Here is a 7,306-nt window from a genome sequence, read left to right on the forward strand (position 1 = left end):
TGAAAATATAGAAAAAGAGATCAAAAAAACCAAAAAAAAGATGATTATTGTAATTAGTATTTTATTAATTTTAATAGTAAGTATAATTTTTTATGGGATAAATTGGATGTTTTTTGATATAGATCGTTTACACAAAGGAGAATTTATTGGTAAAACAGTATCACCAAATGGAGAGTACACTATAAAAACATATCTATCTGATGCGGGTGCAACTACTTCATATCATGTACTTGGTACATTATTTATTAAAAATAATAAATCTAAAAATATATACTGGGATAAAGGAACAAAGGCTAATATAGTGTGGATTGATAATAAAACTGTTCTGATTAACGGTCACAAATTATTTTTACCAAAAGATAAATATGATTATAGAAGACACTAATTTTAGATTTAGTAATTTATCTCTGAATAAACTATACATAACTAGTTTACATAAATACCATTCTCGGCAATGAAAAAAGGATCTTCTAAAGAAGGTCCTTTTTTAAATAAGCAGTATTTTGTATAAAACTAATTTACATAATTAATGCTCATTTTATAATATATAATTAATTTTCAACTTTTTTTATGGAGACAACATACAATTTTTAAGTTAGGAGATTATTATGACTGCTTTTACTATAGGACTTATTTTTTTAATAATTGGTTTATTTTTACTACCGTTTGGAATTATTTATTTTAAAGAAGAATTTAAAAAATATGAATCTACAACAAGTAAAAAAAAGCTGTTAATAATATTTTTGGAAATTTTCGACATGTTTTTTTCACAGTCAATGTCTACTTGGCTAATATTTATATCAATAATTTTAATAACAGTAGGTATATTTTTTATTTATGTAAAATAATGTCGAATTCTCTTAATTGATAACTATTTAGTGACACAATATATTATAAATATGGTAATTATTGTAAAATAGGAGGAATTAAGATGAGTGTTTTGTCAAAAATTGAATCAAAAGTCCAATCAACATTGAGCAACTGGAGTAAGCCTAGTACGGTAAGTGATAGTATTGCAAAGAGCTCAATTAAAGGTGCTGTTTTGGGTTCAACAATTGGAACAACAATCGTTGTTACAACTGGAGGAAAAAAACAAAACGTTGAAGTTGGTGCAATAGGTGGAGCAATATTTGGCGCAAATGCTGGAGCTATTAAAGGTGCTATTTCTGGCGGAGTGAAACATGCAATTGGTGAAGCAGCAAGCTACTTTGGATTAACAAAATAATGATTAATTCTATCGTTGTATGTGAAAATATTACTGAAGATTTTAAACCTATTAATATTAAAAAAAATTTTTTTTCCAATGATTTTTCCATACAAATATTAGTTAAAATGGATTTAATTAAACAAGATACAAATATTTATTTTCATTGGTACATTAGCAATAATGAAAAGTTAATTGCAACTTATGAAATTCCTTTAAAAGCTAATGAAGAAAAAATTCGCTATGCTGTTGGAGGAGTAGAGATTGGTAGATTAATTTTAGAAAAAAACTTTAATCCACTACAAAAATGGTTTGTTTTAGTAGAATTAAATGATCAAACTGAAAAAATTGAATTTGAAATAAAACCTTTTAAGACCGATGGGTTTTCAAATCAAGTATCAAATCACTCAAGATATTCATGGCAAGCATGAATATCTTTTTTTATTGAAACAAATAAATACGTTTATGCTAAACTAGTAATATATATAAAGGGGATATTACTTATGCAAAATACAAAGATGTGGCTAAATATAGCGTTATTATTATTTGTAGTTAGTATTGGAATACTTTTAAAAGTAATGAATGTTACTCCATACGGGATAATATTTTTAAAGGAGTTTTTTGGAGCTAAATAATAAAACTCCTATTATAAATAACATGTGCAAATCTAGGGAAACTCTTTAACTTGAGTTTCTCTTTTTTAAATGAATAACGCATGCAGTTCTAGTTTACATAAACATTCTTAACGGAAGTCAAAAAAAGGCCCACCCCTTGAGGCGCAAGGGGTGGGCTATCCTATTTTTTCTACCGATATACAGTTTTTTATACATCGTTGATCCAACAGGGGTTTGGGTGCTTAATCCATTCTAATTCATTCGCTTTTTTTGTATAAAATCCTGCATATTTTATTTCCAAAATTGCCACCATTTCTTTTCTTTTGTGGCGGCCAATAACAGTTGAGTTTCTTGTATTCCACGAAGCGTTTCCATTAGTTGGCGATCTCGACGCTCCATCGATTCTTGGATGTAAGTTTGTTGTTGATCTAAACGCTCCATTAATTTTTGATTGAAGTCCTCCAGACGATCCAGTCGTTCTAAGATTGCTTCACCCTCGCTATTAGTTGTTCCTTGTGAAAGAACGGCAGGTGTTCTTTCATCCTCTGAAACAATTGATACAGCTAGATTTATAGACTGTTCTAGCGTTATATTTTTCTTCTGCATGGTCGCTAAGATGCGTTGTATCATCAATATATCCTTTTGATAAAAAACCCTTGAATTGTTTATACCACGCTCAAACTGATATCCCTGTTCTTCAAGTGCTATACAGTATTTTCTAAGAGTACTTGAACCAATTCCAATTGTCTTTGCTACTTCTGACCCAAAGTAAGCTTGATCCACCATTCTTACTCCTCTCGTTCTATTGTTCTATAGATGTTCTAAATCCTATTATACTTGTTATTAATAACAGAACGGCAGTTGTTCTCATAATTCAATGAACCCTTGATATATATAGAAATTTCAAGTGTTATAGTGTTCTCAAAATTACATAATAGTTGCTACAAGGTGTTATAAGACTAATTAGACACTATTACCTCATTTCCTGCTGTTATGACTATATTTGATTCAAAACCTACTGAAAGAACCAATGGGTGCATCTCTTGGCTTACCCATGTTCTATACATGCTATGACCTGTTATCTCATTGCTTATTTTATAAAAAAGTGCTGCCTTTATGGCAGCATAACTCCTTGTCTTAATGACAAGGAGTTATTAGTCTTTTAATAACGAAAAATATATAAAGTTAGTCTTGCATAACAAATTTCGAATTGCTATTTAATATAGAGTGAGAAGGAAACAAACAAAAAAATCAACACAAACCCTTGATATATATGCTTTTATACAGCTTCTCATAGTAATCGAATTCGATTACTTTAGTAATCGAATTCGATTACTATGAATCAATATGAAATAAAAAAAAGTAACTAATAATAGTTACTAAAATAAACGTTCAGGTAAATTTTTTAATGCTTTAGGAGTTTTTCTAAACATCGCTTGCAAAGTTTGATTTACTTTATCTCGATCTCCACTAAATATAATATTTGGATTTAAAAATAATGCATACATACGTGCATTTATATCTTCTTTCCCAGATTCAGATTTTGCCATAATACCTTTATCAATCAATTGATTTACTAATCTATTCACTGTTTGTTTACTACTCTTTAATTTATCTGCTAGTTCTTTTTGATTCATTGGAATTTGTTCTTTTTTAGTTATATCATGTACTATACAATTCGATAAAAATCCAATAAAAGGAATTACCTTTAATAAAAATTGCATTTCTTCATTTTTTAAGTAATCAATTTCAAGTAAATAAAGCCAATTAGTTTGAAGAATTTGCACAAACTTCACCCTACTCTTTACTTTTTTTTCTGGAATCAAAATCATTTTTCTAGCGTTAGCTTTAGCTTGTAATTCAGCTGCTTGTTCTAACTCTTCTTCAGTCAAAACTTTTTCTTTTTGTATATCTCTGAATCTAGCATTTTTTTCAGCTTGTCCAAGAGATTCACCTAAATTTTTCTTGCCCATAAAAATTTTTCTCTCCCTTATACTAGAAGAGCAATACCATTTATGTTACAATCATGATAGTAAAAAAGGGTATAGCCCTTCATATAATTGTCTTGTAAAAAGCCCTCAAGTTTGCCGACTGGAAGGGTTTTTTACATTTATAGACTTAGTTTACCATAACCTGCCATAAATTTGTTCAAAACCTCTTAAGTTAGCAATCTATATTAGACAAAAAATTTATTTTAAATAGTTTTCTACTACTACTGACAATCTATTGTGACCTAAAGCTTGGCTAACTTCTTTTAAACAAGCTTGATCATATCCTCTAAAAAGTTTCTCATTTCCCTGTTTACCTTTTGCTAAACCTGTATACAACTTTTGGGCATATTCAGCTCGAAAAGCATGATTATCAATTTTTGTGGTGTATTTTTCAAACAACTTTACTTGAGAAGTATGATAAAGCTGTTTAAATTGCTCTTTATTGAATTTTTCTCGATTTTGAATATTTGGATAAGCCTGAAGTACCTTCTCTTGCATAGAAGGCAAACAAGGAGCTTCTCTGTACCTTCCACCCTTTTCAATAACAGAGCAATATACTCTTCCTTCATGTTTAAAAAGAGAAAGATCTTTAATTTGATACTGACCTCCTACAATACTTTCCCTTCTAACTCCAAATGCTCTTGCTATTAAAATTTGATTTTCATAGTTTTTAGGATTATATCTGCTGTCATAAGAGCGTTCTTCCCTTGATCTTGTAATATTTTTATAACTACGTTTCTCTATTAATCCAGCATCCTCTTTTTTCAATTCAAATCCAAAGACTTTATTTAAAGCAGAAAGATCTTTTGATAGAGTCCATGCTGACTTACCTTCAGTCTGTCTCTGTTGCAAGTATGCTATGACTTGTTCTTGCTTAACTAAATTTATATCTTTTAACTTGATATCACTAGATATTAGCCAACTTGTAAAATCCATAGCTGTTTTTTTATAAGCTTCAAAAGTTTGAAAAGAATAAATACCATCCGCCTTGGCCGGATTCCAAGTAACACCCTGTTCCTGGCAACGTTCTCTGTAGAGTTGCTTCGCTTCCTTCTTGCTATGGCCTGTTCTATCCAGTGATTTTAGGCGTTCTATCACTTGGTAACGCATGCTTCCCTTATGTTCTCTTGCCATTTCAATCCCCTTTTCTGAAAATGGACAGACTCCTCCCTTTGGAATCTGGTTTAATAATTGCATCTTTTTAAGGAAGACGATAACCTTTAAAACCTTGGTAATACTGTATTTGTGGGGTGAAGTAATCGTCAAACTTCGTTTGCCGTTTACTTCACCCAATTTTGCGTATGTTTCATCTTGTTGTCGCTATCGCGCCAATGAAAAAACGATCCAGCTCACGCTGCATCGTTTTTTCAAAGAACTCTAAGCCGAGATTTTCTGTTCTACCCAAGAACATCTCATCCGGCCATAATTATTAACAAGCTCCCATTAAGGTAGCTTGTTGTGCCTTAAGGCACCTTTTGCCTCTAGAAGAATTACTTCTTCTCCATTTTTAGTTTCCACTCTCCCATCATTTTGTCAGTTATTTTGTCTGGCACGTATCCTAATCGATCCCGCAGCAGTTCTTCGATTACTCTCTGTCGTTTTGTTAGCACTATATATTCCTCTTCAGTGAACTTCAGGTTGTTTTCATCTAACGATGCTTGTGCATTGATTCGTTTAAACGTACCTAGCCATTTGTAAGCTTCTGTTCGTTCTTTTCTCGCATAACTCAGTAGCAGTAATAAGTCATATGTATGATACTGTTTTAACTCTTGAATTGTTAAATGAATCTCTCCTGGTGAAACAAACTCCTTTTGAACTTTTTTGGGTTCAAGAGGATCTGCACCACAAAAACTACACATTGCTTCTTGTACATCACTTCCGCAATAGTTACATTTCATTTTCCTCACCCCTTTATTTATTTTAACCAACAAAAAAGAGACTTTCCTCAAGTCTGTTAGTGTTTTTCTCTCACTGGCTAAGCAGTAATTTTTCTTATGGCACACTCTCAGACTTCAAAAAAGTCTCGATTATTCAATTTGTTTACGTACAGACTTGTAGCGTAAAACTGTATCAAGCCCAAAGGCTTCTCGAATTGTTCGGTCTCCTGCAGATTCTAGTATTGAATCGCCAATAAAGTAAAGTAATAAAGTAATTACTATAATTTTACTATACTTATTAACTCATTTACAATACTATTTCACACAAAAAAGACATTTTAAACACACTTAAATAAGCGTAAATACTCAAGTCACAAGGACCCGAACCTACAAATTAAAAGGAACCGCTAACCCTCAATAGGGTTGCAAAAAGTAAAAATACTAAATAAATTTTAACACTAAAAAGAGAAAGAAGAAACATTAATTTATTAATGCAGGATAAGGACGTAATTACGTTTGTACTACCAAAACTATTAATCTATTGGTATAACTAGTATTAGTTGTAATACAAGAAAAAAGAAAAGAAAATATTCTTTTTTTATAGGCAGAAAAAAAGGATCTTCATTACTGAAGAACCTTTTTTTGTTGAAAACTAAGAATTATTTTAGACCTTTTTCTAATTTAATCTTATCAGATATTTTTTTCATCTCCACTTGAGCCTGCTGTTTTTCAGCATCAGTTAATTTGTTAACAGCTTCTGCATATAACATCATTGTTAAGGGACTAAGTGTATTAGAAGAATTATTATCTGAAATAGCATTATTATTTGATGGAGAACCATTATCTAATAACATAGCAGATTTAGGTAATGTGTGATTATTCCACATATTAATACCATAATTAATCCAATATTGGTCATTTGGATCATCGAAATATGAACCGTACCAATTCCCTTGAGAAGTACCTGAATATATTTGATAAGCTCCTGCTGCACTTTGCAGTAAACTAGCCTTAAAAGTTACACTTCCTACATATCCATAATGTATATTTCCTAAATCTTCGCCTTTAACATATTTTCCATTAAATATGTATTGGGTAGTGGCACCATACTGTCTCTTATAATCCCAAGGTCCTCCAGATTTTACTTGACTTGCAAAGTATTGACCAACACCTAAAGGATAAGTTCCCATGTCTGAATCTAATTTAGCTCTGTACGCTAATGTAAGTGAATTAGCAGACATTTTACTAGCAAAACTTGAAGTAATATCGCCTCCACCTGGATCTACAGCAGCCGGTTGGAAGGTACGTGGAATTTTATTAATTGGTTTTTGTGCAGCAGATACAGAACTCATAGATACTAGTAATGCTGTTGCAGAAATAGCTGAAACTATTAATTTCTTTTTCATAAATCCTCCAATATATAATGTTTTTTAAAAAATACAAAAAATGAGATATTTTTACAAATATTTCCAATTTTTATAATATAATAAAAACAGATCATAGCCAAGTAATTATTTTATTTTTCAGAAAATTGATGTTAAGTTATATACAAGAATCTATTTTTAATAGGGGGGAAAACACATGGAAAATATAGAAAAAGAGATAAAAAAAACCAAAAAA

At 30.8% G+C, this 7,306-nt stretch carries 10 protein-coding genes; 5 read left to right on the forward strand and 5 right to left on the reverse strand.

Translation table 11 applies throughout. The annotated features are described in order from the left end of the window. From B7R67_RS21605 to B7R67_RS22715, 5 genes are all read left to right on the forward strand, one after another. On the forward strand, window positions 1-385 hold a 385-nt coding region (locus tag B7R67_RS21605), incomplete at its 5' end, for a DUF5412 family protein (protein WP_328587386.1). Window positions 386-608: 223 nt separating this feature from the next. Continuing rightward, window positions 609-848, forward strand: a complete 240-nt coding sequence (locus B7R67_RS21610) for a hypothetical protein (RefSeq protein ID WP_088073060.1) — start codon at window positions 609-611, stop codon at window positions 846-848. Between the two features lie 83 nt (window positions 849-931). Continuing rightward, on the forward strand, window positions 932-1,225 hold the full coding sequence (locus B7R67_RS21615; RefSeq protein ID WP_088073061.1) for a hypothetical protein: 294 nt from the start codon (window positions 932-934) through the stop codon (window positions 1,223-1,225). Further along, window positions 1,225-1,635 (forward strand): hypothetical protein, encoded by a 411-nt coding sequence (locus B7R67_RS21620; RefSeq protein WP_088073062.1) that lies wholly within the window; start codon window positions 1,225-1,227, stop codon window positions 1,633-1,635. The genes B7R67_RS21615 and B7R67_RS21620 overlap by 1 nt, the downstream gene beginning before the upstream one ends. Window positions 1,636-1,707: 72 nt before the next feature. Beyond that, window positions 1,708-1,839 carry a hypothetical protein gene (locus tag B7R67_RS22715; protein WP_268876050.1) on the forward strand — a complete coding sequence of 44 codons (132 nt, stop codon included), beginning with the start codon at window positions 1,708-1,710 and terminating at the stop codon, window positions 1,837-1,839. Window positions 1,840-2,109: 270 nt separating this feature from the next. Here B7R67_RS22715 and B7R67_RS21625 read toward each other — a convergent pair whose 3' ends face one another. The 5 genes from B7R67_RS21625 to B7R67_RS21645 form a co-directional block, all read right to left on the reverse strand. Continuing rightward, the gene (locus B7R67_RS21625) at window positions 2,110-2,604 is read right to left on the reverse strand and encodes a DUF3967 domain-containing protein (protein WP_235822244.1); all 495 of its coding nucleotides are present in this window, start codon (window positions 2,602-2,604) and stop codon (window positions 2,110-2,112) included. 593 nt (window positions 2,605-3,197) lie between these two features. Further along, window positions 3,198-3,791 (reverse strand): MarR family transcriptional regulator, encoded by a 594-nt coding sequence (locus B7R67_RS21630; protein ID WP_088073063.1) that lies wholly within the window; start codon window positions 3,789-3,791, stop codon window positions 3,198-3,200. 216 nt (window positions 3,792-4,007) lie between these two features. After that, complete coding sequence (locus B7R67_RS21635; protein WP_158095166.1) at window positions 4,008-4,943, reverse strand: site-specific integrase; 936 nt, start codon at window positions 4,941-4,943, stop codon at window positions 4,008-4,010. Between the two features lie 356 nt (window positions 4,944-5,299). Beyond that, window positions 5,300-5,707 (reverse strand): hypothetical protein, encoded by a 408-nt coding sequence (locus tag B7R67_RS21640; protein ID WP_088073065.1) that lies wholly within the window; start codon window positions 5,705-5,707, stop codon window positions 5,300-5,302. A 638-nt stretch (window positions 5,708-6,345) separates the two neighbouring features. Next, the gene (locus B7R67_RS21645) at window positions 6,346-7,092 is read right to left on the reverse strand and encodes a polymorphic toxin type 44 domain-containing protein (protein ID WP_088073066.1); all 747 of its coding nucleotides are present in this window, start codon (window positions 7,090-7,092) and stop codon (window positions 6,346-6,348) included. Window positions 7,093-7,306: the final 214 nt, after the last annotated feature.

Source organism: Gottfriedia luciferensis (genome assembly GCF_002156865.1).
GTDB classification, from domain to species: Bacteria; Bacillota; Bacilli; order Bacillales; family Bacillaceae_G; genus Gottfriedia; species Gottfriedia luciferensis.

Coding starts and splice junctions, on each gene's coding strand:
- B7R67_RS21610 (WP_088073060.1), top strand. CDS start 609: ATGACTGCTTTTACTATAGGACTTATTTTTTTAATAATTGGTTTATTT.
- B7R67_RS21615 (WP_088073061.1), top strand. CDS start 932: ATGAGTGTTTTGTCAAAAATTGAATCAAAAGTCCAATCAACATTGAGC.
- B7R67_RS21620 (WP_088073062.1), top strand. CDS start 1,225: ATGATTAATTCTATCGTTGTATGTGAAAATATTACTGAAGATTTTAAA.
- B7R67_RS22715 (WP_268876050.1), top strand. CDS start 1,708: ATGCAAAATACAAAGATGTGGCTAAATATAGCGTTATTATTATTTGTA.
- B7R67_RS21625 (WP_235822244.1), bottom strand. CDS start 2,604: ATGGTGGATCAAGCTTACTTTGGGTCAGAAGTAGCAAAGACAATTGGA.
- B7R67_RS21630 (WP_088073063.1), bottom strand. CDS start 3,791: ATGGGCAAGAAAAATTTAGGTGAATCTCTTGGACAAGCTGAAAAAAAT.
- B7R67_RS21635 (WP_158095166.1), bottom strand. CDS start 4,943: ATGGCAAGAGAACATAAGGGAAGCATGCGTTACCAAGTGATAGAACGC.
- B7R67_RS21640 (WP_088073065.1), bottom strand. CDS start 5,707: ATGAAATGTAACTATTGCGGAAGTGATGTACAAGAAGCAATGTGTAGT.
- B7R67_RS21645 (WP_088073066.1), bottom strand. CDS start 7,092: ATGAAAAAGAAATTAATAGTTTCAGCTATTTCTGCAACAGCATTACTA.